This is a genomic window from Mycobacterium lacus, from assembly GCF_010731535.1.
GTDB classification, from domain to species: Bacteria; Actinomycetota; Actinomycetes; order Mycobacteriales; family Mycobacteriaceae; genus Mycobacterium; species Mycobacterium lacus.
Map to the genome: position 1 here is coordinate 769197 of NZ_AP022581.1, position 23800 is coordinate 792996.

Below are 23800 nucleotides of genomic sequence, written 5' to 3' on the forward strand. Positions count from 1 at the left end.
TCGAGGCACAACCCCATGTCGAAGGAGACATACCCATGGCTGAAGCCGTCATCGTCGAGGCAGTGCGCTCACCGATCGGCAAGCGCAACGGCGGGCTGTCCGGGGTGCACCCGGCCGACCTGTCCGCGCAGGTTCTCAACGGGCTGGTCGACAGGGCCGGCATCGACCCCGAGATCGTCGACGACGTCATCTGGGGCTGCGTCATGCAAGCCGGCGAACAGGCCCTCGACATCGCCCGCACCTCGGTCCTGGCGGCGGGCTGGCCGGAGACGGTCCCCGGCGTGACCGTCGACCGGCAGTGCGGGTCGAGCCAGCAGTCGGTGCACTTCGCCGCGGCCGGCGTAGTGGCCGGCCACTACGACGTCGTCGTGGCCGGGGGCGTGGAGTCGATGTCGCGGACCCCGATGGGATCCTCGCTGGCCAATGGCGGACGCCCCTATCCGCAGGCCTTCATGCAGCGCTACGACGGCAAGGTCCCCAACCAGGGCATCGGTGCCGAAATGATCGCCGAGCGGTGGGGCTTCGACCGTCTCGCACTCGACGAGTTCTCCCTGGAATCACACGAAAAGGCCGCCGCGGCACAAGATTCCGGCGCATTCGACGAGCAGATCGTGGGCATCAAAGACCAAGACGGTCCAGAAAATTCGGTCATCCTCAAGGACGAAGGCATCCGCCGCGGTACCTCGATGGAAAAGATGGCTTCGCTGAAGCCGGCGTTCAAGGAAGACGGTGTGATCCACGCCGGCAACTCGTCGCAGATCTCCGACGGCTCGGCCGCCCTCCTGTTCATGTCCGCCGACAAGGCGAAATCGCTGGGGCTCAAGCCGATTGCCAAGGTGCACACCGCGACACTGGCCGGCGCCAACCCGGTGATCATGTTGACGGCGCCCATCCCGGCGACCCAGAAGGTGCTCAAGCGCTCGGGGCTGAGCATCGACGACATCGGGGCGTACGAGGTCAACGAGGCGTTCGCGCCCGTCCCGCTGGCCTGGCTGCGTGACATCGGGGCCGACGAGAAGAAGCTCAACCCCAATGGCGGCGCGATCGCGCTCGGCCACCCGCTCGGCGGCTCGGGTGCGCGGTTGCTGACCACGCTGCTGTATCACATGCGGGACAAGGGAATTCGTTATGGCCTGCAAACCATGTGTGAGGGCGGCGGTCAGGCCAATGCGACCATCCTGGAGCTCTTGTGACGCAGCCCGGAGCGCTCGTCGAGCGCAGAAGCAACGTCATGGTCATTACCATCAACCGGCCGGAAGCCCGCAACGCGGTCAACGGCGCCGTCAGCGTCGGCGTCGGGGATGCGCTCGACGTTGCGCAACACGATCCGGAGGTGCGGGCCGTCGTGATCACCGGTGCCGGCGACAAGTCGTTTTGCGCCGGGGCGGATCTTAAGGCGATCGCGCGCCGGGAGAACATCTATCACCCGGACCATCCCGAATGGGGCTTCGCCGGTTACGTGCACCACTTCATCGACAAGCCCACCATCGCCGCGGTCAACGGCGCCGCGCTGGGCGGGGGCACCGAGCTCGCCTTGGCCAGCGACTTGGTGGTGGCCGACCAGTGCGCCACGTTCGGCCTGCCGGAGGTCAAACGCGGCCTGATCGCCGCTGCCGGCGGTGTTTTCCGGATCGTCCACCAATTGCCCCGCAAAGTGGCGATGGAACTGCTGTTGACGGGCGAGCCGCTCACCGCATCCGACGCCCGGGAATGGGGCCTGATCAATCAGGTCACCGAGGAGGGCTCGGTGCTGGACGCCGCTCTCGCGCTGGCGGCACGGGTGACCGTGAACGCGCCGCTGTCCGTGCAGGCCAGCAAGCGCATCGCCTATGGCGTCGACGACGGCGTCATCGGCGACGAGGAAGCGGGCTGGGAGCGTACCGTGCGGGAGATGCGTTCCCTGATCAGATCCGAGGACGCCAAGGAGGGACCGTTGGCGTTCGCCGAGAAGCGGGAGCCGGTTTGGAAGGCGCGCTAAGGCAAGAACGCTGCTGATGTTGTGCCTCCTAGCTGTGGGCGCGACGGCAAGCTGGTCACATCGGTCACGCGAGCATCCGCGGGTTGGGGTGTTCGTTGTGCCCGCCTCGCAGCGACAAATCCCTTGTGTGACTTACGTTGTCGCTGTGAGATGGGCAAACCGTGTACCGGGTCGGCCTAGGGATTCGTGAGGCCGATGTGACTATCGCGGCCCGGGACACCACCGATCTAGTGGCCAAATCAGCGGCGCCCTACCTAGTGCGCCAAGACGTTCACGCCCCACCGGAACACCGGGGGCAGTAGTGCACACGCCGGCACGATGGCCCGGCGCGCCGCGCGTGGCGTGCTGGCCAGCACCAGCCCGCGGGTGAGCAGCCGGTAGTCGCGGGTAACCCGGCGCCACGCGGCCTCATACGACGACGGTGCGTCGTCGACGATGGCGCGGACCGCCGCGGCGGCCTGCTTGACGGCAAGGCTGATGCCTTCGCCGGTCAGGGCGTCCTCGTAGCCGGCCGCGTCGCCGACCAACAGCACGCGTCCGGCGACGCGGCGCGACACCACCTGCCGCAGCGGGCCGCAGCCGCGTGCCTGCCCGCGGCCCATACCTTGCAGGTGGTTGGCCAGCCATGGAAACCACTCCAGTTCGGGCCGCCGACGGGACAGGATCGCCACGCCGACCAGATCCGGCTCCACCGGAGTCACGTACGCCTCACCCCAACGGGACCAATGCACTTCGACAAACTCCGACCATGTCTGCAGCCGGAAGTGCCATCGCACGCCATAGCGACGCGGTGTTCCGGCCGTCGCTTCGATCCCGACGGCGCGGCGGACCGGCGAATGCAGTCCGTCCGCCGCCACCAACCATTTCGCGCGCACACCAGCGGCCGTCACCCCATGGGCGTCTTGTTGGACGCTGGTCACGCGCGCCCGGATCCATTCGGTGTCTTGCTCTTTGGCCCGCGCCGCCAGCGAGGCATGCAGCGTGGTGCGTCGCACCCCCCGGCCCGGCCCGTCGCGAAACCGCGCCTCGGCCCGGCGATGTTCGCTCACATACGCGATCCCGTGAAACGGCATGCCGGTCGGGTCGACGCCCAGCGACGTCAGTTCGGCCAGGCCGCCGGGCATCAGCCCCTCGCCGCAGGCCTTGTCGATCGGATTGTCTCGCGGCTCGGCCACGATCACCGAAAGACCTTGGGCGCGAGCGTGTAACGCCGTGGCGAGGCCACCGGGGCCGCCGCCGGCGATCAGCAGATCGGCGTCATATGCCATGAGCGCCGCTCCTCTCCCCCGCAAGCGGGAGGTGCCCCCACATCGCTTCGCTCTGCATCGTCGCCGGCGCGGGTCGTCATGTGTAGCCCAGCGCGGAGTTCTCCACCCGGATGCGCACGCTCAGCAACACCGCATTCGCCAGCGTGAAGCCGACCGCGGTCAGCCATGCGGTGTGCACCATCGGCAACGCGAACCCTTCGGCCACCACTGCAACATAATTCGGGTGGTGCATCAAGCGGTACGGACCCCGGCGCACCAGCGGCGCGTGGGGCAACACGATCACGCGGGTGTTCCACCGCCGGCCCAACGACTTGACACACCACCAGCGCAGCGCCTGGCTCAACACCAGCACGGCCAGCATCGGCCACCCAAGCCACGGTATGAACGGGCGGTGCAGCGCCCACGGTTCGAGGATGCAGCCAAGCAACAGCCCCGTATGCAGGACGACCATGACGACGTAGTGTGGGCGACCAAACTCCTTGCCGCCCTGGGCGAAGGACCAGCGTGCATTGCGCTGAGCCACCACCAGCTCCGCGAGGCGTTCGATGACGACCGCCCCGATCAGCAGGTGATACGGCCCTACCACTTGAACAGCACGAGTTCGGAGGAGAAACCCGGGCCCATCGCGATCATCAGGCCAATCGAGCCCGGTGGTGGCGGATCGGCCATAGTCGGCCGCAGCACGTCCAGCACCGACACCGATGAAAGGTTGCCGTTGTCGCGCAACGAATCTCGGGTGCGCTCCAGGGCGTCAGCGGGTAGCTCGAGCGCATCCTCGACGGCGTCGATAACCTTCGGGCCGGCGGCGTGCAGGACCCATGTCGACACGTCGGTGGTGCTCAGCCCGTGGTCGCCGAGGAACCTCCGGACATCGTCGCCCAGGTATTTCTCGACGACGGTCGTCACCTCGACCGACAAAATGATCCGGAACCCGTAACTGCCGACCTTCCAGCCCAGCACTTCCTCGGTATCGGGATAGATCCGGCTGCGGGTGGCCAGTAACTTAGGCCCGGCCGCTGCCCGGTCGGCGCCGGTCACGATGAGGGCGGCGGCGCCGTCACCGAACAGGCTGGAGGCGACGAGATTGGCCACCGAACGGTCGTCGCGCTGAACGGTAAGCGAGCACAGTTCGACCGCCAGCAGCGCGGCCACGTGGTTGGGAAAGCCGCGCAGGTAGTCATGCACGCGCGCGAGGCCGGCCGCGCCGCCGACACAGCCCAATCCGAACAGTGGCACGCGCTTTACGTCGGGTCGCAGTCCCACCCGCGTGGCCAGCCGCCCCTCCAGCGACGGGACAGTGAGCCCGGTGATCGTTGTCGAAAAGACGATATCGACCTCTGCCGGCTTGACCTTGGCGTCATCGAGCGCCTCGAGCAGCGCCCGCTCGCCCAGGTCGAGCGCGACGTCGAGGTAGGCATCGTTTGCCTCGGTGAAGCCGCTCAGCTCGGGGTATCGCGACAGTGGCAGCGCAAGCTGGCGGGCCTGGACCCCGCTGGTCACAGCGAACCGCCGAAAATCCGGGCCGGCAAAGTCGGTCAGTGCCGCAATGGTCTCCTCCTGGCTGTATCGGTGCGGCGGAAACGTCACGGCCACGCCCGCGATGGTCGGATTAGCTGTCGTGCCGGCCGTCGGTGCTTGCGCACCGAGACACGCCAAATTACCCCCAGTTGTCTCCATGTAATGAGTCACGTTACTGCCACCGACTAGGTTCAGCCGCCGCCGGTTGGGGGCGTTGACCTGCGCACCCTTGCGGGCGCCGCCCCGCCCGGGCCCGGACCGGCGTGCGCTCGATGTCAGCCGGATCGGCCGGCGGCGCCAGCGGCACCGGACGCGCCGGCTTTGCCGGATCCCCCGGGCGCGCCGGGGTTACCGTCGCCGCCGAGCCCGGTTCCGGGCAGGCCACCAACGCCGCCCGCGCCACCGGCGCCCCCGGCCCCACCGCTGCCGCCGGCGCCGCCAGCGCCCGAGCTGCCCGAGTGACCAAACAGGCCACCCGCCCCGCCGGCGCCGCCGTTGCCGCCGTTGCCGCCGTCGCCACCTGCGCCGCCGTTGCCGCCGGTGCCGCCGTCGCCGCCACTGCCGCCCAAGTTGACGCCGTTGCCACCGTGGCCGCCGTTACCGCCGGTCCCTCCGACGTCGCCAGCGCCGCCGCCGCCGCCGTCGCCGCCGATGCCGCCGGCGCCGCCGATACCGAACAGCAATCCGCCACGACCGCCGGCACCCCCGGCGCCGCCGCTGCCGCCGCCGGCCGCCGAAGCCCCGACACCGCCGAAGCCGCCCAGGCCGCCATCGCCGCCGCTGGCGTTGAATAAACCTTCACCACCATTGCCGCCGTTGCCGCCGCTGGCACCGGTGCCGCCGGTACCGCCCGCGCCACCGTGCCCGCCGGCACTCGGTGCCGGCCCGGCCGTCGCGTCACCGCCGTTACCCCCGTCGCCGCCCGGGTCGCCAGTGGCGCCGTTGCCCCCATTGCCGCCATCGCCCCCGAATGCCGGGCCGCCGTTGGCGGTGGCGTCGCCACCCCGGCCGCCGTCGCCGCCGGTCGCGCCGACGGTACCGGCGAAGCCGTTACCGCCGTCACCACCGCGTCCACCGTGGGCAGCGTCGGCTTTGGATGTAGCGACGCCGGCGCCGCCGGCACCGCCGTCGCCGCCGGCCTGGCCGTTCATGGCGCCGGGATCACCGGATCCACCATCGCCTCCGGTCACTGTGGTGCCGTTAGGAGTGCCCGGGGTGCCATTGTTCGCCTGGCTGGTAGGGGGAACGAAGCCGGGATTCATCCCGTTGGCGCCGGCGCCGCCGGCGCCGCCCGCGCCGCCCGCCCCGCCGTTGCCGAACAGCAGCCCGCCATTGCCGCCGTCGCCGCCGCGCGCGCCGGGCCCACCGGCAACGCCCGGCCCGCCGGCCCCGCCCGCCCCGCCGGCAACGCCCGGCCCGCCGGCCCCGCCCGCCCCGCCGTTGCCGATCAGCCCGGCATCCCCGCCTCTGGTGCCGGCGACCCCGGGTGTGGTGCTGTTGTAGCCGTTGCCGCCGTTGCCGTAGAGCAGCCCGCCGGGACCGCCGGGCTGCCCCGGCATCGTCGCGTTGGCACCGTTGCCGATCAGCGGGCGACCCAGCAGCGTCTGGGTGGGCGCGTTGATCAGGCCCAGCACGTTCTGCTCCAGCACCTGCAGCGGCGACACGTTGGCGGCCTCGGCGGTCACATACGCGCCCGCGCCCGCGGTCAGCGCACGGACAAACTGATCGTGAAACGCGGCTGCGTCGGTGCAAACTGCCTGATATCCCTGAGCGTGCGCCCCGAACACTGCTGCCACCGCGGCCGACACCTCGTCCTCGGCGGCGGCCAGTATCGCCGTGGTCGGGGCCGCCGCCGCGGCGTTGGCCGCTCTGATCGCCGAACCGATACTCGCCAAATCCGTTGCGGTAGCGGATAACATCTGCGGTTGCGCGACCATGAACGACATGAGTAAACCTCCAACCCGCGGAGTGCCCCCGCAGGAGCAAATCGTATGTGGACCGGGCGGACACCGCCAGAGGCCGCGGCCCGTCTCCTTCTCGGGCCGTTCCACGGCCCGCATCGTCGACGGGCTGAGCCTGATTGCCCGTTTCCTTCTCGGGCCGTTGCGCGGCCCGCATCGTCGACGGGCTGAGCCTGATTGCCCGTCTCCTTCTCGGGCCGTTGCGCGGCCCGCATCGTCGACGGGCTGAGCCTGATTGCCCGTCTCCTTCTCGGGCCGTTGCACGGCCCGCATCGTCGACGGGCTGAGCCTGATTGCCCGTCTCCTTCTCGGGCCGTTGCACGGCCCGCATCGTCGACGGGCTGAGCCTGATTGCCCGTCTCCTTCTCGGGCCGTTCCACGGCCCGCATCGTCGACGGGCTGAGCCTGATTGCCCGTCTCCTTCTCGGGCCGTTCCACGGCCCGCATCGTCGACGGGCTAGGGTCGGAAAATGCGGATTCTGGTGACCGGCGCCACCGGCTACGTCGGATCGTGCCTGGTGACCGCACTGCTGGCGGATGGCCATCGGGTGCTGGCCGCGACCCGAAACCCGGCTGGTGGCATCGCGGTTCACGGCGATCGCGCTACCGGTGCCTCCCGGCCTGGCTTCAGACCTGGTGGAGTCGCTGGACCACCCGATGCGGGCGTTCCGCCAGCGGCCTACGAGGTCTTGTGCCCGACCCGCCCGGCGGCTTGTTCGGGGTCGAGGAGGCCATCGCGCCGGCATTGGCGGACTCGACGGACCGCGCGCCGCGGCCCGTCAACGCCCTGGCCGATCCTCATCACCTCGCCGGCACCGATCCGGCGTGGGCCGGCGGTGATGCTTTGCGCATCCGGCGGCTCGCCGGAGCCATCGCTCCACCCATCGCACGGCCCACCCTGGGGTTGGTGAACGGCGTTCCCGGCCCGTTCGCCGGTGCGCTGCGAACCGGCCCCGCCGTCCTGATCACCCTGACCCCGAAGGTTCGCCCGGCATGAGTCAGCCCACCAGTCCCCACCGCACCGGCGTTGTCGAAGAGTTTCGTCGCGCGATCACCAATGTGGCTGTGCCACATCATGAACCGCCCGCAGTGATACGGCGCCGGCGCATCGTCGTCGGCGTCACTCTGGTGATCGGCGCAGCGGTCCTGGGCTTTTCGCTGAGGCGGGCACCGGGCGAGCCGAGCTTCTACTGGCTGACCATGGCGCTGGCGGTCGTGTGGGGCGTCGGTGCGCTGATCTCCGGGCCGCTGCATCTGGGTGGCATCTGCTGGCGCGGCCGAAACCAGCGCCCGGTCATCACCGGGACCACCATCGGCCTACTGCTCGGAGGCATCTTCGTGCTGGGCGGGCTGATCACCAAGGAACTTCCGCGCACAGCCGAGTTGATCACGCGCGTACTGCAATTCGTCCATCAGGGATCGTTTCTACTGATCGTGCTGATCGCCCTCGCCAACGGCATCGCGGAGGAGATGTTTTTCCGCGGAGCGCTGTACACCGCGCTGGGCCGGCACCATCCCGTGGCCATCTCGACCCTGCTGTACATCGGCGCCATCATGGCCACTGGGAACCCGACGCTCGGTTTCGCGGCGATCATCCTGGGGACGGTGTGCGCGCTGGAACGCCGGGCCACCGGCGGGATATTGGCGCCGGTGCTGACCCATTTTGTCTGGGGTCTGATCATGGTGCTCGCGCTTCCGCCGGTGTTCGGCGTCTGAGCGCTCAGGAGCCGGTGAACGTAGGGGTGCGGCGTTGCCGGAACGCCGATGCGCCCTCGACGAAGTCGCTAGCTTGCAGCAGGAGCGCCTGGCCCTGCAATTCGCGGGCGAAAGCGGGTTCCAATTCCAGAGTGGCCGCGTTGATCGCTTCCTTGGTCTTGGCGAACGCAATCGGAGGGCCCGCGAGTAACCTCTCGATGACCTTGTCCACCTCGGCCTGGAAGTCGGCCGCCGGATAGACGGCGCTGACCAGGCCGCAGGCCAAGGCCTCGACGGCCGGCACCTGCTCGGCCAGCAGCGCCATCCGCATCGCCCGGATCCGGCCAACCGCGGCCGCCACCGTCGCCGAGGCGCCGCCGTCGGGCATCAATCCGATATTCGTGTAGGCGAGCGTGAAAAACGCGTTCTCAGAAGCCAATACGAGGTCACACGCGAGCGCGAGCGAAACGCCGCAACCGGCCGCCGGCCCCTGCACGACGGCGACGACCGGGTGCGGCATCGCCGCGATCGCTCGCACCGCGCGATTGCACGCCTCCACGTAGGTCATTGCCGAGCCGCTGCCCCAGAAATCGGCCAGGGTGATGGCCCCGCCCGAGCTGAAGCCGCGGCCGGCACCGCCCAAGCGGACCACCTTCACCCGTGGGTCGCCGCCCGCGCGCTCCATGACATCGGCCATTCCCTCCAGCATCGGCGGCGTCAGCGAGTTGAGGCTCTCGGGGCGATCGATGGTCACCGACAGCACCCCGTCCACCAGGCTGACAGCAAGACCCGCGACAATTGTCTGCGTGTCGATACCCGAATTCGACATGCGCATAACTCTAGGCGACGACGCAGTTGCGACGGTATGAACGACATGCCTTTCCTTCGGCCCCGGTGAGGGGCCCGCCGCCGCGCACGAAAGGTCGGTACATGATGGCGGGACCGCTGAACGGGCTGCGAGTCGTCGAGTTGGCCGGCATCGGGCCGGGCCCCCACGCCGCGATGATCCTCGGTGATCTCGGCGCCGACGTGGTGCGCATCGACCGCCCGTCAGCCGGGCCTGGCGGCACAGCAAAGGACGCTATGTTGCGCAACCGGCGCATCGTGACCGCGGATCTGAAGTCCGACCAGGGCCGTGAGCTGGTGCTCAAGCTCGTCGCCAAGGCCGACGTCATGATCGAGGGCTATCGCCCCGGTGTCACCGAGCGGCTCGGCCTGGGCCCCGAAGACTGCGCGAAGGTCAATGACCGGCTGATCTATGCCCGCATGACCGGATGGGGCCAGACCGGCCCACGCAGCCAGCAGGCCGGTCACGACATCAACTACATCTCGCTTAACGGCGTCCTACACGCCATCGGTCGGGCGGGCGAGCGGCCGGTGCCGCCGCTGAACCTGGTCGGTGATTTCGGTGGCGGCTCGATGTTCCTGCTGGTCGGCATCCTGGCCGCACTGTGGGAGCGGCAGAGGTCCGGCAGGGGACAGGTCGTCGACGCCGCGATGGTCGACGGCTCCAGCGTGCTGGTGCAGATGATGTGGGCGATGCGCGCCTCGGGCATGTGGTCGGACACCCGTGGCACCAACATGCTCGACGGCGGCGCGCCCTACTACGACACCTACGAGTGCGCCGACGGCCGCTACGTCGCCGTCGGCGCGATCGAGCCGCAGTTCTACTCCGCCCTGCTGGCCGGGCTGGGGCTGGACGGCGCCGACCTGCCGCCGCAGAACGACGTCACCCGCTGGCCCGAACTGCGGGCCGTGCTTACGGAGGCGTTCGCCGGTCGCGACCGGGATCATTGGGCCAAGGTGTTCGCCGACTCCGACGCCTGCGTGACGCCGGTGCTGGCGTTCGGCGAGGTGCACGACGAGCCGCACATCACCGAGCGGCGCACCTTCTATGAGGTGAACGGCGGTTTGCAGCCGATGCCGGCGCCGCGGTTCTCGCGGACCATGCCGGACCAACCACGCCCGCCGGGCGCGCCCGAGAACGACATCGAAGCGGTAGTCCGCAGTTGGAGCGATGACGAAGGAGTCGCATGGAGATCAGGGACGCCGTAGCGGTCGTCACCGGTGGCGCGTCGGGTTTGGGCCTGGCGACCACCAAGCGGCTGTTGGACGCCGGGGCACAGGTCGTGGTGCTGGACCTCAGGGGCGACGACGTGGTCGGCGAGCTGGGGGATCGTGCGCGCTTCGCGCTGGCCGATGTCACCGACGAGGCCGCGGTCGCCGGCGCCCTGGACAGCGCGCAATCAATGGGCCCGCTGCGCATCGTCGTCAACTGCGCCGGCACCGGCAACGCGATTCGCGTGCTGGGCCGCGACGGCGTCTTCCCGTTGGATGCTTTCCGCAAGATCGTGGATATCAACCTGGTGGGCACGTTCAACGTGCTGCGGCTGGGCGCCGAGCGAATCGCCAAGACCGAGCCCCTCGGGGAGGAGCGCGGCGTCATCATCAACACCGCGTCGGTGGCCGCGTTCGATGGCCAGGTCGGGCAGGCCGCCTACTCGGCGTCCAAGGGTGGCGTCGTCGGGATGACCCTGCCGATCGCGCGCGACCTGGCCAGCCACCGCATCCGGGTGGTCACGATCGCGCCCGGGTTGTTCGACACCCCGCTGCTGGCCTCCCTGCCCGAGGACGCCCGAGCCTCACTCGGCAAGCAGGTTCCGCATCCGTCGCGGCTGGGCAACCCGGACGAGTACGGGGCTTTGGCCGTGCACATCATCGAAAACCCGATGCTCAACGGCGAGGTCATCCGCCTGGACGGCGCCATCCGCATGGCGCCGCGCTAGATCGACAGCAGAAACGAATAAACCCCCCGCATCGCGGGGGGCCCAAATCGGAACCAAGCTATCGACGAAACCATCGGGTGATGGCGGGTTCGGCCATCAGCAGCCGAGCAAGCACACTCATGATCGGCTCAGCTTGCCGTAGGCAGCGGATGCCAGTCTTCGAGCTGCTCCGAGGTCTCGCCTTCCACCAGCATGTCGCCATGGTAGAGAGCGTCGAAGTCAGCCTTGATGACGTCGGCACTCGAGTCGTCGATCCACATGGCACCGAGCCTAGGAGTCGCCATTAAGGAATCAGTGAGTCACGATTCGGAAAATGGTGGCAATTATTACCGCCGGGTAAGTCACTCCGCCGAGGTTGTCGCAACCCCGGCCGGTTCAGGTTTTTCGTATCGCGGTGAACCATCCCGGCGTCCGCCGTCGTACCCAAGTCAGGGTTGTTTGACACCTGTAAGTTATCGCTGATAAGTTATCGCGGATATCGGTGCTGGTCGTTCGGGGGGCCGGGCATCCGCGGTGGAGGGACGCGAACATGCTTCAGAGGATCGCTCGGCTTGCTATTGCGGCGCCGCGTCGAATCATCGGGGTGGCCGCCTTGGTTTTTGTCGCGGCCGCGGTCTTCGGCATTCCGGTTGCCAAGAGCCTGTCCCCGGGCGGCTTCCAAGACCCGAACTCGGAGTCGGCGCGGGCCATCAAGGTGTTGACCGACAAATTCGGGCAGAGCGGTCAGAAGATGCTGATCTTGGTGACGGCTCCCGCTGGCGCCGACAGCGAACAGGCCCGCAAGGTGGGTACCGACGTCGTCGGCCAGCTGCAACGGTCGCCGCTGGTATACAACGTGACCTCGCCCTGGACCGGACCTGGTTCCGAGCCGCCGCGGGCCTCAGCGGATCTGGTCAGCTCCGACGGCAAGTCGGGGTTGATCGTGGTCAACATCAGAGGCGGCGAAAACGACGCGCAGAGGAGCGCCCAAACCCTGGCGGACGAGGTCGTCCACGACCGTGATGGCGTCACCGTGCGCGCCGGTGGCTCGGCGATGGAGTACGCCCAGATCAACACGCAGAACCAGGACGACCTGCTGGTCATGGAGCTGATCGCGATTCCGCTCAGCTTCCTGGTGCTGGTCTGGGTGTTCGGTGGGCTGCTGGCAGCGGCACTGCCGATGACCCTCGGAGCATTGGCCGTCGTCGGCTCAATGTCGGTCCTGCGACTGGTCACGTATACCACCGAGGTGTCGATATTCGCGCTCAACCTGAGCACCGCGATGGGTCTGGCGTTGGCCATCGACTACACGCTGCTGATCATCAGCCGCTACCGCGACGAGCTGGCCGAGGGCAGTGATCGAGACGAGGCACTGATCCGGACCATGGCGACGTCCGGTCGCACCGTGTTGTTCTCCGCGATCACCGTGGCGTTGTCAATGTCGGCGACGGTGGCGTTCCCGATGTACTTCCTGAAGTCGTTCGCCTATGCCGGAGTGGCCACGGTGGCCTTCGTCGCGACCGCGTCCATCGTGATAACCCCGGCCGCGATCGTGCTGCTGGGCCCCCGGCTGGATTCTTTGGACGTGCGCCGGCTGGCGCGGCGTGTATTGCGCCGGCCGGATCCGGTGCACAAACCGGTCGAGCAGCTGTTCTGGTACCGGTCGAGCAAGTTTGTGATGCGGCGCTGGCTGCCGACCGGGCTGGCCGTCGTCGCGCTGCTGGTGCTGCTCGGGCTTCCGTTCTTCTCGGTGACATGGGGTTTCCCGGACGACCGGGTGCTGCCGACTTCGGCGTCGTCGCACCAGGTCGGTGACCGGTTGCGCACCGGTTTCGCGCGCGATTCCGCGACCGCGGTGCCCGTCGTTATCCCCGACGCCCGTGGCTTGAGCCCCGCGGACCTGGACGCCTATGCCGCCGATCTGTCACGGGTTACAGACGTGCCTGCGGTGAGCGCGCCGGGTGGCACGTTCGTGGGCGGAAACCGGGTGGGCCCACCGACCGCGGCCACCGGGTTGGCCGACGGCAGCGCATTTTTGACCGTGAGCAGCGCGGCGCCGCTGTTTTCGGAGGCGTCCGGCACTCAGCTCAAGCGGTTGCACGAGGTGGCCGGGCCCGCCGGCCGATCCGTCCAGATGGCCGGTGTCGCGCAGGTCAACCGCGACAGCGTGGATGCGGTGACCGATCGGCTTCCGCTGGTGCTGGGGCTGATGGCCACCATCACCTTCATATTGCTGTTCCTGCTCACCGGCAGCGTGGTGCTGCCGATCAAGGCGCTGATGTGTAATGTGCTGTCGTTGACGGCGGCGTTCGGCGCGCTGGTATGGATCTTCCAGGACGGCCATCTCGGCGCGCTCGGGACAACCCCGAGCGGGACGCTGGTGGCCAACATGCCGGTGTTGCTGTTCTGCATTGCATTTGGGTTGTCCATGGATTACGAGGTGTTCTTGATCTCCAGGATCCGTGAATACTGGCTGGCTTCCGGAGCCGCTCGACCGGCAAACCCGAGCGCGGCCCACGCGCACGCCGCCAACGACGAGAGCGTGGCACACGGCGTGGCCCGCACCGGCCGGGTGATCACCGCCGCCGCGTTGGTCATGTCGATGTCGTTCGCCGCGCTGATCGCCGCGCATGTGTCGTTCATGCGGATGTTCGGCCTCGGCCTGACGCTTGCCGTGGCCGCCGATGCCACCCTGGTCCGGATGGTTCTGGTGCCCGCCTTCATGCACGTGATGGGCCGGTGGAACTGGTGGGCGCCCAACCCTCTGGTGTGGCTGCACGAGCGGTTGGGCATCAGCGAGGGCCTAGAAGGAGCCGGGGCACTCGACGAGGCCGCGGCGCCCGAGTCCGCCGTGTCGCCGTCGGCGCGCTCCGACGTGCCACCGATCCCCGCCTCGGTGACGCGCGGTGGTTAGCGTCTCGATGGACGGCCTGCGCCGCCCGCGTGCCCCACGTGGGTCGGGTGATCGACTCCGTCACGAAATCCTGGACGCGGCAACCGAACTGCTGCTGGAAACCGGGCATGCCAGGTCGGTGTCGATCCGATCGGTGGCGCACCGCGTCGGTGTCACGCCGCCGTCGATCTACCTGCACTTCGAGGACAAAGACGCCCTGCTGGACGCGGTGTGCGCACGTTACCTGGCGAGGCTTGACCACGCGATGGAGGAAGTGGCCGTCGGGCAACCGTCCACGGTGGACGTGCTACGAGCCCAAGGCCTGGCCTACGTGCAATTCGCGATACAGACCCCGGAGCTGTACCGGCTCGCCACCATGGGCGAATGGCGCTCCGGGAGCGATGTCGACATCGCCCTGGCGAGCTCGGCGTTCAAGCACATGCGCGACTCGGTGCAGACATTGATGGACGAAGGCATCTACCGGGCCGACGATCCAACCACCATCGCCCTGGAACTATGGAGCGCTGCGCACGGGGTGGCGGCGCTGTTGATCGCCAAGCCGCACTTGCCCTTCGGAGATGTCGATGCCTTCGCCGACCGGGTGCTGGGCGCGGTCCTTTGCGGTCATATGGTGGCGGGGTTGGTTGGCCCGGAAGCCACGTCCGCGCAGCTGGTCGGCTGGGTGCTGGCGCGGCGCCCGGCGAAGGAGTCGCGGGTATGACGCCGGCCTCGGTGCGCACGGTCGACCACCCGTTTTTCGCCCTGATCTGGCCCTTTGTCGCGGCCCACGAATCCAGGGCGATCCGTGACCTGCGCCGGGAGAATCTGGCCGGCTTGTCGGGCCGGGTACTGGAAGTCGGCGCGGGCGTCGGGACCAACTTCGCCTACTACCCGAAGTCGGTCGGGCAGGTCGTCGCCGTGGAGCCGGAGCCACGGCTGGCGGCCAAGGCTCGCGCCGCCGCCATCGGCGCACCCGTTCCCGTTGTCGTGACCGGTGCGACGGCGGAGGGGTTCAGCGACGGGGAGCAGTTCGACGCGGTGGTGTGCTCGCTGGTCCTGTGTTCGGTGAACGACCCGGTCGGCGTGCTGCGGCGGCTGCGTTCGTTGCTGCGCCCGGGCGGGCAGCTGCGCTACCTCGAGCACATAGCCAGTGCCGGCGCCCGGGGCCGACTGCAGCGGTTTGTCGACGCGACCTTCTGGCCCAGGGTGGCGGGTAACTGCCACACGCATCGCGACACCGAGCGCGCGATCGTCGAAGCCGGATTCGAGGTGGACAGTGCCCGGCGGGAGTGGACCTTGCCGGCCTGGGCCCCGCTGCCGGTGTCGGAGTTAGCCCTGGGCCGGGCGCGCCGGCCCTGATCTGGCGCGTTGCGCCGAGACTGCGCTCAGCGCGCGGACTCCTCGGCCAACCGCGGTCTGTGCGCAGTCTCGGCGCCGCCTATTCAGTTTCGATGCAGGCTCGACGCGCGGAACTCCAGCGCATCACGAACCCGACGGATGATGTCGCCCGAACGATCGGTCGCGATCACCCGGACAACGAGCCAGCCGAGCCGTTCCAACGTCTCCCTGCGGCGGATGTCCTTCTTGTATTGCCAGGGGTCCAGGCGATGATGCTCGCCGTCATACTCGGCTGCGACCATCAACTCCTCCCACCCCATGTCGAGGTAATACACCTCGGTCCCGTCTGGGGTCGTCACGGGGATTTGGGTGTTCGGTCGGGGTAACCCCGCGCGGATGAGCAACAGCCGCAACCAGGTCTCTTTGGGTGACTGTGCACCGGGGTCTACGAGCTCCAGCGCCGTTTCGAGCTGTCGCAGCCCTCGTGCACCGCGATGCTGGTGGGCCAGCTCGGCCACTTCGTTGCTCGTGACGCCGCTTGCCCGCATGAGGGCGTCCAGGTGCGCGATCGCGGTCCCGATCGGTCTGCGACGACCGATGTCGAATGCCGTCCGCTGCGGTGAGGTCACCGGAAGGCGGCCGCTGTGGCCGAACTCCCGAGGTCGAAGGCGCACGTCGTAGGTTCGCACGCCGTTGGGCGGTCGCGCGTTCGACCAGATCAACTCGACGGGCAGGCGTTCGTCCACCCATTTCGAGCCGTGGCAGGCCGCCGCGGTTAGCCCCGCGATCACCCCCTGTCGGTGAGACCACAGCCAAGCCGCGACCGCCTTTTGCCGCATGGTGACCGGTTGGCCGCGCGGTACGTATACATCCGGGAATACCCTCGTGTACCCGGAGCGCAGCTGGTGGGGTCGCAGGAGCCCGTCCCTGATGGCTTCACTGCCGATGAATGGAGATGGCATGCCGGCAGGCTCGCCTGTCGCGCCGACACGGGCCGGCCGAAACTGCGCTCAGGGCGCGATCGTGTGGACGAACCCCGATCTGTGCGCAGTCTCGGTGCCGCCTCCGCAGCCTCGATGCGCGTCTTACTTCAGCAGCGCGGGTAGCCGCGGCAGCAACCCGGGCAATGCCTGGCTTGCGGATTCGCGAATGCTGATGGTGGCGCTGCGGGTCAGCGGCGTCGGCTCGGGATTGACCTCGATCACCGCCGCGCCGCGCGACAGCGCCAGCTCGGGTAACCCGGCGGCCGGGTAGACGATCGCGGACGTCCCCACCACCACCATCACGTCGGCGGCCTCGGTTGCCGCCACCGCGGACTGCCACGCGCGCTCCGGCAGCACCTCACCGAACCACACGATGTCGGGCCGGATCAGGCCGCCGCATCGGGAGCAGACCGGCGGCTCCACTTCTATCGCGGGCTCGGTCATCTCGGGCAGCGGGTCGTTGTAGGGCACACCGCAACGCGCACAACGGAATTCGAAAAGGCTGCCGTGCAGGTGGTGCACCGGGGCGCTGCCGGCGCGCTCGTGGAGGTCGTCGACATTCTGGGTGACGACGGTGACGTCGGCGTGGTCCTGCCAGGCGGCGATCGCGCGGTGCCCGTCGTTGGGTTCGACCTTGGCCACCAGGTAATGGCGCCACAGGTACCAGCCCCAAACGCGTTCGGGATTGCACTCCCAGCCCCGCGTGCTCGACAGCTCGTAAGGGTCGAAGCGGGCCCACAATCCGTTCTTGTCATCGCGAAACGTTGGGACGCCGCTCTCCGCGGAGATCCCCGCGCCGCTGAGCACCGTCACTCGCATCCCACAAAGATAGCCCGGCTTGGGAGATACTGGGTATGTGGAGCTGCGGGATTTGCTACGGGTTGACGTGAAGGCCGGCAAGCCTTTGTTCGACCAACTCAGAACCCAGGTGATCGACGGAGTCCGAGCCGGTGCGTTGCCGCCCGGCACCCGGTTGCCGACGGTGCGCGACCTGGCCGGTCAGCTAGGCGTGGCCGCCAATACCGTCGCCCGCGCCTACCGCGAGCTCGAGTCGGCGGCGATCGTCGAAACACGCGGACGCTTCGGCACTTTCATCTCCCGTTTCGATCCGACCGACGCCGCGATGGCGGCCGCGGCCAAGGAATACGTTGAAGTGGCCCGAGCGCTCGGGCTCACCAAGTCGGACGCGATGCGCTACCTCACCAACGTGCCCGACGACTAAAGCGTGTCGAACAACTGGCCTTCACCGCAGGACTTTGTCCAGGGTGCGCAGGTTGCGGGTGGTCGTCGACGACTTGTAGCGCTTCCTTCCCATCGTCTGGCCGATGGTGCTATCCAATGTGCTGCCCTTGGGAACCTGCCAATAGATGACACCCTCTCCGCGGCGGATCTTCTCGTCGGAGCGATGTGTCAGCGCCGCAAGCTCACCGAGCACCTCTTCGTCGGCAACGAACGTGACGTAGGACTGGTATCCGTCGACCTCGCGTTCGAACGGGTACGCCGCGACGATGGCGCGCACCGTATCGATGTCGTAGGCCAGCACCCACGCGTCGTAGCCGAACCTCTCGCGCAACGCGGCTTGGGCTTTCTCGCGCACCGCGCCGACACCCCAGGACGACTCCAGCAGCACGTTGCCGCTGGCCAGGATGGTGCGGACGTGGGTGAATCCGGTGTCGGTCAATGCGGCGGCCACCTCGGCCATCTTGAGGTTGACGCCCCCGACGTTGACGCCGCGTAGAAATGCCGCGAAATGGGTCATGATCCGATTCCACCAGCTCGCCGGGGTGCGACGTAGGCTTTCGGCATGGGACGCCAAGTGTTCGACGACAAGCTGTTGGCCGTGATCAGTGGGAACTCCATCGGCGTGCTGGCCACCATCAAGCGCGACGGGCGCCCCCAGCTGTCGAACGTGCAGTATCACTTCGACCCGCGCAGATTGGTGATACAGGTGTCGATCACCGAGCCGCGGGCCAAGACCCGCAACCTGCGCCGCGACCCGCGCGCCTCGCTGCTGGTCGATGCCGACGACGGATGGTCGTATGCGGTCGCCGAGGGCACCGCCGAGCTGACACCGCCTGCGGCCGCGCCCGATGACGACACCGTGGAGGCGCTGATTGTCTTGTATCGCAACCTCGCTGGTGAGCATCCGGACTGGGACGAATACCGCGAGGCCATGGTCACCGATCGGCGGGTGCTGCTGACGCTGCCGATCTCGCATCTCTACGGCATGCCCCCGGGTATGCGGTAACCACGCGCTAGGCTGCCGTCATGGCTGAATCGAACCCCCCGGCAGGCTCTGCACCAGAGGACGAGACCAAGCGTAAGTTCCGCGAAGCCCTCGATCGCAAGATGGCGAAGTCATCGGGGGGATCCGAGCACAAGGACGGCGGCGGCAAGCAGGCGCGGGCGCATGGCCCGGTGGAGAGTCGCCGGGAATTCCGCCGCAAGAGCGGCTAGCCCGGAAACCATTGCGGCAAGACCAAATTCGGTTGCCAGCTGCGGCAGTCTGCCGTGGGCCTCTGGGACCGTACGCCGCACCTCTAGACTGTGTGGGTGCCGAAACTGCAGCTTGTCCAAGATCCAGCCGCTGACGCGTTGCTGGACTCCAACCCGTTCGCGTTACTGGTCGGAATGTTGCTTGATCAGCAGGTGCCCATGGAGACCGCCTTCGCGGGACCGAAGAAGATCGCCGACCGGATGGGCAGCTTCGATGTCGGCGAGATTGCCGACCACGACCCAGACAAGTTTGCCGCATTGTGCTCGGAAAAGCCTGCGATACACCGCTTTCCGGGTTCGATGGCCAAGCGTATCCAGGCCCTTGCGCAGATCATCGTGGATCGCTACGACGGGGATGCGGCGGCGTTGTGGACCGCGGGTGGACCCGACGGGAAGGAGTTGCTCCGGCGGCTCAAGGGGCTACCCGGCTTTGGGGAGCAGAAGGCGCGGATCTTTGTGGCGTTGCTTGGCAAGCAGTACGGCGTGACGCCACCGGGCTGGCGAGCGGCGGCCGGGGAATTCGGGCAACCCGGCACCTACATGTCCGTCGCCGACATCGTCGATGCCCGCTCGCTTGGGCAGGTGCGGTCGCATAAGAAGCAGATGAAGGCGGCAGCGAAGGGAAAGGCGGCACCGTGAAGACACACATAACATGTCCGTGTGGCGAAGCCATCGTCGGCAAGGACGAAGACGAGCTGGTCGAACTGACCCAAGCCCACCTAGCCAGCGTTCATCCGGGCTTGGAGTACGACCGCGACGCAATTCTGTTCATGGCGTACTGATCCCGCGGCTAGGCCGCGGCTACGGCACCACTGTCGAGCCGATCGTCGGCATGAACTGGCACTGCCGTTCCTTGGTGGTGACCTGTCCGAAGATCGTCGACATGATGCTGCCCGAACCGGTATCGGCGATGACCGTCAGCGTCGTTGGGCCGTCGGGATTGATGTCGGGACGCGGCTTGAGCGTGGCGCTCCCGGACTTGCCGGTAGTCAGGTTCACCCAGGTGACATTCAACGGCAGCCGTTGCACCTCGGCGGGACCAGGGGTGCCGACCGCCGTGAAGACATAAGCGGTCTGGCCGGGTCCCGGACCGGGAGCCGGTATCTTGGCCGGTCCCGCCACCGACAGTGCGGTCGCGAGGGCGTTACTGCCTTCTCCCAGGCAATTGACGCCGATCGACGGGTACATGAAGTCTTGCGTGGGCGGCGCGTCGGGGCCGAAACCCGGCGCGGCAGCGGGAGCGGCGGCCGGCCCGGGCGCCGGCGCCGCTGCCGGTGGGAGAGTCGTCGGTGCCGCGATGGGGGCGGGGCCCGCAACATGGGTTGGGTCGACACCGGTCGGCAGGTGCGCCTGCGTGCCGGGCTCCACACCGATCGGTGGCACGTGTGGCACCGGGGTGGCGTCGGGCGGGGTGGCCATGGGCGCGGGAGCCGGCACGCCCATGGCAGGAGCGCCAGGGGTGGGATTTGCCGGCTCCTGCACGAACTGGGTCACCGAAGAGGCGACGTTCTTGGACTCGGTCGGCGTCGTCGGACTGTGCGTGAACGCCGACGCGGCGGCCATGAGCAGCTGTGTCGCCTGCGCGGGGTTGCTGGCTGCCTGCTGGATTATCGGACTCAACTGGGCCAACGCCGGCAATCCCGGTAGCTGGGGGTTGGGCTGCGACGCCGACGGGTCGGCTGCCGCGCTCGGGCAAAGCGCGAGCGCGGCAGCCGAGGTAATGACGGCAGCGGCCAAACCGTTGGACAGTCTCCCAGTGCTTGCCACGGTGTTCTCCCGGTCCTCGGTGGTAGGTCAGCCGTCTATCAGGGTTTGCTCACGGCAGCGCGGCGAGCAATGACGTTGGCGCCGCGGGCGCCGCGGGCGCACCGGGGGCCGCCGGCTGGGGCTGCGCCCCCGCGACGGCGCCCGCCGCAAGCGCCGGAATGTCTTGCGGCAGCGAGACCTGTTGAGGCAGCTGTACCGGGAGGTAGGGCAGCGACGGCATGTCGACCTTAGCCGTCGGGACCAGACCAGGGGCCCCCGCCGGTGCGGCCGCCGGGGCAGCCGGGGTGCTGCCGGGAATCGCGGGGATGCCCGGCAGCCCGGGAATCGCCGGGGCCGCCGGTGCGGCGGGTGCCGCCGGCGCGGTGATCCCCGGCAGGGGAGCGTTCACCCCGGGAATCGACGGAGTCACCGCCGGGGCCGAAGCGGGTGCCGCCGGCGCGGTGATCCCCGGCAGGGGAGCGTTCACCCCGGGAATCGACGGAGTCACCGACGGGGCCGAAGCGGGTGCCGCCGGTGCGGCCGGGGTTAAGCCCGGTATGCCCGGCACGGTCGCGGGCGCCGGCTCGGGCGCCCGCGCGGGCGCCACCGGCGGGGTGGCGCCGAGCGCCGTCGCGAAGTTTTGCAATATCTGTGGCGCGTTGGCCGCCGAGGCGATCAGCTGTTGGGCAACGCTGGCCGGGTTGGGCGCCGCCGGCTCCGGCGGAGGTGCCGGGTCGGCGTGGGCGATACCGCCCGTCAATAGCGCGGCCGACGATCCGACCAAGACGGCGCCGACGCGTACGTACGTCCAGATGGTTGGCATGACTCTCCCTGGTTGTCGATGACGGGACCCCGACAGGACCCGAGCCCGAAGGTATCGCGGTACAAAAGTGACTCAAGTGACACGTGTGGCGGTTATCCGATCGTTACGGATACGTGTGGTGGCGGTGACCGGACACCTGGAGAACGAGTTCGCGGCTAGAGTCGGGCGGATAAACACCACCTCAGCGAGCCCGGCGGTAACCGCCTGGACGACACGCGCGGCGCCGGTGCTGCTGATCCTCAGCGTCGCGGCGCGGCTCGCCTGGACCTATCTGATGCCCAACGGCGCGAACTTCGTCGACCTGCATGTCTACGTGGGCGGCGCGGCCGCGCTGGACCATCCCGGCACCCTGTACAGCTACGTTTACGCCGACCAGACGCCGGACTTCCCGCTGCCGTTCACGTATCCGCCGTTCGCGGCGGTCGTCTTCTACCCGCTGCATCTGCTGCCGTTCGGCCCGGTCGCCCTGCTGTGGCAGGTCGCGACGATCGCCGCGCTGTACGGCGTGGTCCGGATCAGCCAGCGGTTGATCGGCGTCGCCGGCCCCAACGGCCGGCGTGCCGCGATGGCCTGGACCGCAATCGCCATCTGGATCGAGCCACTGCGCAGCAACTTCGACTACGGGCAGATCAATGTGCCGCTGGTGCTGGCGGTGCTGTGGGCGGTCCACACCACGCGGTGGTGGCTCTCGGGCCTGCTGGTCGGCGTGGCGTCCGGAATCAAGTTGACGCCGGCGATCAGCGGGATGTATTTCCTCGCCGTTCGGCGCTGGCGCGCCGCGCTGTTTTCGGCGGTCGTGTTCGTTGCCACCGTCGGGGTTTCGGTGCTGGTCGTCGGCGATCAGGCCCGCTACTACTTCACCGACCTGCTGGGCGACGCTCGCCGGATTGGGCCGATCGCCACCTCGTTCAATCAATCCTGGCGGGGCGCGATCTCGCGGATCCTCGGCCACGACGCCGGCTTCGGTCCGCTGGTGCTGGCCGGGATCGCGGCCACGGCGGCGCTGGCCATGCTGGCGTGGCGTGCCCTTCAGGATGCCGACCACCTCGGCAAGTTGCTCGTGGTCGAGCTGTTCGGGCTGCTGCTGTCCCCGATCTCGTGGACGCATCACTGGGTGTGGCTGGTGCCGCTGATGATCTGGCTGATACAGGGGCCACTGCGCGCGCGACATGGCGCGCGGATTCTGGGCTGGGGGTGGCTGGCGCTGACCATCGTCGGCGTCCCATGGTTGCTGAGCTTCGCCCAACCAACCATCTGGCAGATCGGCCGACCCTGGTATCTGGCCTGGGCCGGGCTCGTCTACCTGGTGGCGACGCTGGCGACCCTGGGCTGGATCGCCACTACCGGGAGAAGCGCCGTCGGAACGGTCAAGTCCCGATGATCGCGTTGATGTCGCGCGCCATGTCGATGTCGTTTTGCGTGATACCGCCGACCGCATGCGTAACCAGCATGAAAGTCACTGTCCGCCAACGGATATCGATATCCGGGTGGTGATCCTTGGCTTCCGCGTGCTCGGCCACCCGGCGCACGGCGTCGATGCCGGCGAGAAACGTCGGAAACTTGATCTTCCGGCGCAGGATACCCCCGGCGCGCTCCCAGCCGTTGAGCTCGGGCAGTGCGGCGTCCACTTGGTCATCCGTTAACACAGCCATGCTTTCGACGGTATACCGTCACTGGCCATGGCCGACCAGATCGTCGTCGCCGGTGCCGTCATCTGCGGCGCCACGGTCCTGGTGGCGCAACGGGTTCGGCCACCGGAGTTGGCGGGCCGCTGGGAACTACCAGGCGGCAAGGTCTCGCCCGGCGAAACCGAGCGCGCCGCGCTGGCCCGCGAACTGGCCGAGGAACTGGGCCTCGAGGTTGGTGACGTCGCAGTGGGTGACCGTCTGGGCGGCGATATTTCGCTGAATGCCGACACGACGCTGCGCGCGTACCGCGTGCGCCTGATTCGCGGCGAACCGCACGCGCGCGACCACCGAGCGTTGCGCTGGGTGAGCGCGGCTGAACTGCACGCGCTCGACTGGGTGCCGGCCGACCGCGGCTGGCTTGCCGACCTGACTCGGGCCGTTACCTGAAGGACGTCACAGCCATTACCCAGCCATCGCACAGCGCGATCGGGGCAAGCCGCCCTGCGCTGAAATTAGACTGGGCAAAGACAGCGCGACCGAGCCCAAACCTGGATTTGCGTGCCGGTGGCGATCGCGATGGTTTCACGGACACGTCCCCGCAGAATCACGACGCTGATGACCCCGGTTCCTGTTGACCCGCTGTGCATGATGAGAAATGTCGCGGGACCCGCGCCGGGGCCCGGTCACCTGCCGGCCAGCGCGGGCCGA

27 protein-coding genes and 2 pseudogenes are annotated in these 23800 nt (G+C 68.4%); 17 read left to right on the forward strand and 12 right to left on the reverse strand.

Annotated elements, in window-relative coordinates:
• The first annotated feature begins 35 nt into the window (after positions 1-35).
• Positions 36-1193: a thiolase family protein gene (locus tag G6N24_RS03655; RefSeq protein WP_085159446.1), complete on the forward strand. Its 1158-nt coding sequence runs from the start codon at positions 36-38 to the stop codon at positions 1191-1193.
• Positions 1194-1231: 38 nt separating this feature from the next.
• A complete protein-coding gene (locus G6N24_RS03660) occupies positions 1232-1978 on the forward strand; it encodes a crotonase/enoyl-CoA hydratase family protein (protein ID WP_139822344.1) in 747 nt (248 codons plus the stop codon).
• Between the two features lie 254 nt (positions 1979-2232).
• On the opposite strand, the gene G6N24_RS03665 is transcribed toward G6N24_RS03660, so the two are convergent.
• The 4 genes from G6N24_RS03665 to G6N24_RS03680 all read right to left on the reverse strand — a co-directional run bounded on the left by G6N24_RS03665 (position 2233) and on the right by G6N24_RS03680 (position 6710).
• Positions 2233-3246, reverse strand: coding sequence for an NAD(P)/FAD-dependent oxidoreductase (locus G6N24_RS03665; RefSeq protein ID WP_085159442.1), 1014 nt, complete (start codon positions 3244-3246; stop codon positions 2233-2235).
• A gap of 76 nt (positions 3247-3322) precedes the next feature.
• Positions 3323-3832 carry an isoprenylcysteine carboxyl methyltransferase family protein gene (locus G6N24_RS03670; protein WP_085159441.1) on the reverse strand — a complete coding sequence of 170 codons (510 nt, stop codon included), beginning with the start codon at positions 3830-3832 and terminating at the stop codon, positions 3323-3325.
• Positions 3826-4923, reverse strand: coding sequence for a type III polyketide synthase (locus G6N24_RS03675; protein WP_085159439.1), 1098 nt, complete (start codon positions 4921-4923; stop codon positions 3826-3828). Before G6N24_RS03675 ends, G6N24_RS03670 begins: the two co-directional genes overlap by 7 nt.
• 116 nt (positions 4924-5039) lie before the next feature.
• Positions 5040-6710 carry a PE family protein gene (locus tag G6N24_RS03680; RefSeq protein WP_163745407.1) on the reverse strand — a complete coding sequence of 557 codons (1671 nt, stop codon included), beginning with the start codon at positions 6708-6710 and terminating at the stop codon, positions 5040-5042.
• Positions 6711-7195: 485 nt separating this feature from the next.
• Here G6N24_RS03680 and G6N24_RS24140 point away from each other — a divergent pair.
• From G6N24_RS24140 to G6N24_RS03690, 3 genes and pseudogenes are all read left to right on the forward strand, one after another.
• Positions 7196-7255 (forward strand): annotated as a pseudogene (locus tag G6N24_RS24140) (hypothetical protein); the annotation flags it as partial.
• Between the two features lie 46 nt (positions 7256-7301).
• A pseudogene (locus G6N24_RS03685) lies at positions 7302-7722 on the forward strand (NAD-dependent epimerase); the annotation flags it as partial.
• Complete coding sequence (locus G6N24_RS03690; RefSeq protein WP_085156455.1) at positions 7719-8441, forward strand: CPBP family intramembrane glutamic endopeptidase; 723 nt, start codon at positions 7719-7721, stop codon at positions 8439-8441. The pseudogene G6N24_RS03685 and the gene G6N24_RS03690, both read left to right, overlap by 4 nt.
• 4 nt (positions 8442-8445) lie before the next feature.
• Here G6N24_RS03690 and G6N24_RS03695 read toward each other — a convergent pair whose 3' ends face one another.
• Entirely contained in the window at positions 8446-9249 is an 804-nt protein-coding gene (locus G6N24_RS03695; RefSeq protein WP_085156539.1) for an enoyl-CoA hydratase, read from the reverse strand.
• Positions 9250-9353: 104 nt separating this feature from the next.
• Here G6N24_RS03695 and G6N24_RS03700 point away from each other — a divergent pair, with 104 nt between their 5' ends.
• The gene (locus tag G6N24_RS03700; RefSeq protein WP_085156542.1) at positions 9354-10475 is read left to right on the forward strand and encodes a CaiB/BaiF CoA transferase family protein; all 1122 of its coding nucleotides are present in this window, start codon (positions 9354-9356) and stop codon (positions 10473-10475) included.
• Complete coding sequence (locus G6N24_RS03705) at positions 10454-11206, forward strand: 3-hydroxyacyl-CoA dehydrogenase (RefSeq protein WP_085156458.1); 753 nt, start codon at positions 10454-10456, stop codon at positions 11204-11206. The genes G6N24_RS03700 and G6N24_RS03705 overlap by 22 nt, the downstream gene beginning before the upstream one ends.
• A 128-nt stretch (positions 11207-11334) precedes the next feature.
• On the opposite strand, the gene G6N24_RS25270 is transcribed toward G6N24_RS03705, so the two are convergent.
• Complete coding sequence (locus tag G6N24_RS25270) at positions 11335-11466, reverse strand: hypothetical protein (protein WP_119185005.1); 132 nt, start codon at positions 11464-11466, stop codon at positions 11335-11337.
• 269 nt (positions 11467-11735) lie between these two features.
• Here G6N24_RS25270 and G6N24_RS03710 point away from each other — a divergent pair, with 269 nt between their 5' ends.
• The 3 genes from G6N24_RS03710 to G6N24_RS03720 are packed head-to-tail and all read left to right on the forward strand — an operon-like array spanning position 11736 to position 15437.
• Entirely contained in the window at positions 11736-14099 is a 2364-nt protein-coding gene (locus tag G6N24_RS03710) for an MMPL family transporter (RefSeq protein ID WP_085156545.1), read from the forward strand.
• Between the two features lie 7 nt (positions 14100-14106).
• Positions 14107-14799, forward strand: a complete 693-nt coding sequence (locus G6N24_RS03715) for a TetR/AcrR family transcriptional regulator (RefSeq protein ID WP_085156549.1) — start codon at positions 14107-14109, stop codon at positions 14797-14799.
• A complete protein-coding gene (locus G6N24_RS03720) occupies positions 14796-15437 on the forward strand; it encodes a methyltransferase domain-containing protein (protein WP_085156461.1) in 642 nt (213 codons plus the stop codon). The genes G6N24_RS03715 and G6N24_RS03720 overlap by 4 nt, the downstream gene beginning before the upstream one ends.
• Positions 15438-15520: 83 nt before the next feature.
• Here the strand turns inward: G6N24_RS03720 and G6N24_RS03725 are convergent, their stop codons facing one another.
• Both G6N24_RS03725 and G6N24_RS03730 read right to left on the reverse strand, forming a co-directional pair.
• Entirely contained in the window at positions 15521-16378 is an 858-nt protein-coding gene (locus tag G6N24_RS03725; RefSeq protein ID WP_085156464.1) for a hypothetical protein, read from the reverse strand.
• A 123-nt stretch (positions 16379-16501) separates the two neighbouring features.
• Positions 16502-17218: an NAD-dependent deacylase gene (locus G6N24_RS03730; RefSeq protein ID WP_085156467.1), complete on the reverse strand. Its 717-nt coding sequence runs from the start codon at positions 17216-17218 to the stop codon at positions 16502-16504.
• A gap of 37 nt (positions 17219-17255) precedes the next feature.
• On the opposite strand from G6N24_RS03730, the gene G6N24_RS03735 reads away from it, so the two are divergent.
• Entirely contained in the window at positions 17256-17621 is a 366-nt protein-coding gene (locus G6N24_RS03735) for a GntR family transcriptional regulator (protein WP_085156470.1), read from the forward strand.
• 21 nt (positions 17622-17642) lie between these two features.
• On the opposite strand, the gene G6N24_RS03740 is transcribed toward G6N24_RS03735, so the two are convergent.
• Positions 17643-18158: a DUF1697 domain-containing protein gene (locus tag G6N24_RS03740; RefSeq protein WP_085156473.1), complete on the reverse strand. Its 516-nt coding sequence runs from the start codon at positions 18156-18158 to the stop codon at positions 17643-17645.
• Between the two features lie 45 nt (positions 18159-18203).
• On the opposite strand from G6N24_RS03740, the gene G6N24_RS03745 reads away from it, so the two are divergent.
• The 4 genes from G6N24_RS03745 to G6N24_RS03760 all read left to right on the forward strand — a co-directional run bounded on the left by G6N24_RS03745 (position 18204) and on the right by G6N24_RS03760 (position 19677).
• On the forward strand, positions 18204-18647 hold the full coding sequence (locus G6N24_RS03745) for a PPOX class F420-dependent oxidoreductase (protein WP_085156476.1): 444 nt from the start codon (positions 18204-18206) through the stop codon (positions 18645-18647).
• Between the two features lie 20 nt (positions 18648-18667).
• The gene (locus tag G6N24_RS03750) at positions 18668-18856 is read left to right on the forward strand and encodes a DUF5302 domain-containing protein (protein ID WP_085156479.1); all 189 of its coding nucleotides are present in this window, start codon (positions 18668-18670) and stop codon (positions 18854-18856) included.
• Between the two features lie 96 nt (positions 18857-18952).
• Positions 18953-19534 carry an HhH-GPD-type base excision DNA repair protein gene (locus G6N24_RS03755; protein ID WP_085156555.1) on the forward strand — a complete coding sequence of 194 codons (582 nt, stop codon included), beginning with the start codon at positions 18953-18955 and terminating at the stop codon, positions 19532-19534.
• On the forward strand, positions 19531-19677 hold the full coding sequence (locus G6N24_RS03760; protein WP_003875447.1) for a hypothetical protein: 147 nt from the start codon (positions 19531-19533) through the stop codon (positions 19675-19677). Before G6N24_RS03755 ends, G6N24_RS03760 begins: the two co-directional genes overlap by 4 nt.
• Positions 19678-19696: 19 nt before the next feature.
• On the opposite strand, the gene G6N24_RS03765 is transcribed toward G6N24_RS03760, so the two are convergent.
• Both G6N24_RS03765 and G6N24_RS03770 read right to left on the reverse strand, forming a co-directional pair.
• On the reverse strand, positions 19697-20662 hold the full coding sequence (locus G6N24_RS03765; RefSeq protein ID WP_085156482.1) for an Rv1157c family protein: 966 nt from the start codon (positions 20660-20662) through the stop codon (positions 19697-19699).
• A 49-nt stretch (positions 20663-20711) separates the two neighbouring features.
• Positions 20712-21464: a hypothetical protein gene (locus tag G6N24_RS03770; protein WP_085156485.1), complete on the reverse strand. Its 753-nt coding sequence runs from the start codon at positions 21462-21464 to the stop codon at positions 20712-20714.
• 124 nt (positions 21465-21588) lie between these two features.
• Between G6N24_RS03770 and G6N24_RS03775 the strand changes: the two genes are divergently transcribed.
• Positions 21589-22845, forward strand: a complete 1257-nt coding sequence (locus G6N24_RS03775) for a mannosyltransferase (RefSeq protein ID WP_085156558.1) — start codon at positions 21589-21591, stop codon at positions 22843-22845.
• On the opposite strand, the gene G6N24_RS03780 is transcribed toward G6N24_RS03775, so the two are convergent.
• Complete coding sequence (locus G6N24_RS03780) at positions 22832-23116, reverse strand: 4a-hydroxytetrahydrobiopterin dehydratase (protein ID WP_085156488.1); 285 nt, start codon at positions 23114-23116, stop codon at positions 22832-22834. The two genes, G6N24_RS03775 and G6N24_RS03780, sit on opposite strands and share 14 nt — an antisense overlap.
• A gap of 27 nt (positions 23117-23143) precedes the next feature.
• On the opposite strand from G6N24_RS03780, the gene G6N24_RS03785 reads away from it, so the two are divergent.
• Entirely contained in the window at positions 23144-23539 is a 396-nt protein-coding gene (locus G6N24_RS03785; RefSeq protein ID WP_085156491.1) for a (deoxy)nucleoside triphosphate pyrophosphohydrolase, read from the forward strand.
• Positions 23540-23800: the final 261 nt, after the last annotated feature.

Excerpts from the sequence above, each read along its gene's own strand:
- G6N24_RS03705 (WP_085156458.1), top strand. The coding sequence starts at position 10,454 with ATGGAGATCAGGGACGCCGTAGCGGTCGTCACCGGTGGCGCGTCGGGT.
- G6N24_RS03750 (WP_085156479.1), top strand. The coding sequence starts at position 18,668 with ATGGCTGAATCGAACCCCCCGGCAGGCTCTGCACCAGAGGACGAGACC.
- G6N24_RS03780 (WP_085156488.1), bottom strand. The coding sequence starts at position 23,116 with ATGGCTGTGTTAACGGATGACCAAGTGGACGCCGCACTGCCCGAGCTC.
- G6N24_RS03740 (WP_085156473.1), bottom strand. The coding sequence starts at position 18,158 with ATGACCCATTTCGCGGCATTTCTACGCGGCGTCAACGTCGGGGGCGTC.
- G6N24_RS03745 (WP_085156476.1), top strand. The coding sequence starts at position 18,204 with ATGGGACGCCAAGTGTTCGACGACAAGCTGTTGGCCGTGATCAGTGGG.
- G6N24_RS03680 (WP_163745407.1), bottom strand. The coding sequence starts at position 6,710 with ATGTCGTTCATGGTCGCGCAACCGCAGATGTTATCCGCTACCGCAACG.
- G6N24_RS03715 (WP_085156549.1), top strand. The coding sequence starts at position 14,107 with ATGGACGGCCTGCGCCGCCCGCGTGCCCCACGTGGGTCGGGTGATCGA.
- G6N24_RS03690 (WP_085156455.1), top strand. The coding sequence starts at position 7,719 with ATGAGTCAGCCCACCAGTCCCCACCGCACCGGCGTTGTCGAAGAGTTT.
- G6N24_RS03700 (WP_085156542.1), top strand. The coding sequence starts at position 9,354 with ATGGCGGGACCGCTGAACGGGCTGCGAGTCGTCGAGTTGGCCGGCATC.
- G6N24_RS03695 (WP_085156539.1), bottom strand. The coding sequence starts at position 9,249 with ATGTCGAATTCGGGTATCGACACGCAGACAATTGTCGCGGGTCTTGCT.
- G6N24_RS03675 (WP_085159439.1), bottom strand. The coding sequence starts at position 4,923 with ATGGAGACAACTGGGGGTAATTTGGCGTGTCTCGGTGCGCAAGCACCG.
- G6N24_RS03770 (WP_085156485.1), bottom strand. The coding sequence starts at position 21,464 with ATGCCAACCATCTGGACGTACGTACGCGTCGGCGCCGTCTTGGTCGGA.
- G6N24_RS03660 (WP_139822344.1), top strand. The coding sequence starts at position 1,232 with ATGGTCATTACCATCAACCGGCCGGAAGCCCGCAACGCGGTCAACGGC.
- G6N24_RS03730 (WP_085156467.1), bottom strand. The coding sequence starts at position 17,218 with ATGCGAGTGACGGTGCTCAGCGGCGCGGGGATCTCCGCGGAGAGCGGC.
- G6N24_RS03665 (WP_085159442.1), bottom strand. The coding sequence starts at position 3,246 with ATGGCATATGACGCCGATCTGCTGATCGCCGGCGGCGGCCCCGGTGGC.
- G6N24_RS25270 (WP_119185005.1), bottom strand. The coding sequence starts at position 11,466 with ATGTGGATCGACGACTCGAGTGCCGACGTCATCAAGGCTGACTTCGAC.
- G6N24_RS03785 (WP_085156491.1), top strand. The coding sequence starts at position 23,144 with ATGGCCGACCAGATCGTCGTCGCCGGTGCCGTCATCTGCGGCGCCACG.
- G6N24_RS03710 (WP_085156545.1), top strand. The coding sequence starts at position 11,736 with ATGCTTCAGAGGATCGCTCGGCTTGCTATTGCGGCGCCGCGTCGAATC.
- G6N24_RS03655 (WP_085159446.1), top strand. The coding sequence starts at position 36 with ATGGCTGAAGCCGTCATCGTCGAGGCAGTGCGCTCACCGATCGGCAAG.
- G6N24_RS03720 (WP_085156461.1), top strand. The coding sequence starts at position 14,796 with ATGACGCCGGCCTCGGTGCGCACGGTCGACCACCCGTTTTTCGCCCTG.
- G6N24_RS03725 (WP_085156464.1), bottom strand. The coding sequence starts at position 16,378 with ATGCCATCTCCATTCATCGGCAGTGAAGCCATCAGGGACGGGCTCCTG.